1 pseudogene is annotated in these 626 nt (G+C 60.7%); it reads right to left on the reverse strand.

Annotation, left to right across the window (positions count from 1 at the left end):
• Nucleotides 1-626, reverse strand: a pseudogene (locus tag AEQ67_RS25060) (RHS repeat domain-containing protein); the annotation flags it as partial.

Consider the following 626-nt stretch of genomic DNA (forward strand, 5'->3'; position numbering starts at 1 on the left):
CATGCGCAAACCTTGCCACAGGAAATTCTTCTGTTCGGTGACGCCGTTGACCGCTGACACCTTGGCCACACGACGCCCCAGGCTGTCGTAACGATAAGCGCCGGTACTTTCCAGCTTGCCGTTGACCCGCGTTTCAGCCTTAACCAGCCGATTTTCACCGCCCTACCTGAACGTCCGCAGCCTGCTCATACCACTGCGCTTTTCAATCAGGTTGCCCCACGCATCGTAGGTGTATTCCTGATCCCGCCACTGCTTGAGCCGGTTGTCTTTGACGTGATCAAACTGGCTGGTGTTGAAGTTCAACCGGTTCGCCGCCGCGTCGTAGCGGAACTCTTCACTGTCCACCAACTTGCCGGTGTCACGACTGTGCAGTTGGCCGTTGGCTTCGTAGTCGTACTTGATCTCGCCGCGCAACTTGTCGAGGGTGCGGGTCAGTTCGCCGGCCGGGTCGTATTGGTGGCGGCGGTGGATCGGGTTGTAGGCGTGCTCCACCAGCAGCTCGGGCTGGATGCCGGGGTTGTGCAGTTGCGAGAGTTTTTCCGCCGGCAGGGTCGAGGCGAACTGCCAGGCCTTGCGGCCCATGGCGTCGTAGCCGAAGCAGCTGGTGAGCTGCCCTAGGGTGCCCA

The sequence above is a fragment of the Pseudomonas sp. RIT-PI-q genome, assembly GCF_001297125.1.
In the GTDB taxonomy this organism is placed as follows: Bacteria; Pseudomonadota; Gammaproteobacteria; order Pseudomonadales; family Pseudomonadaceae; genus Aquipseudomonas.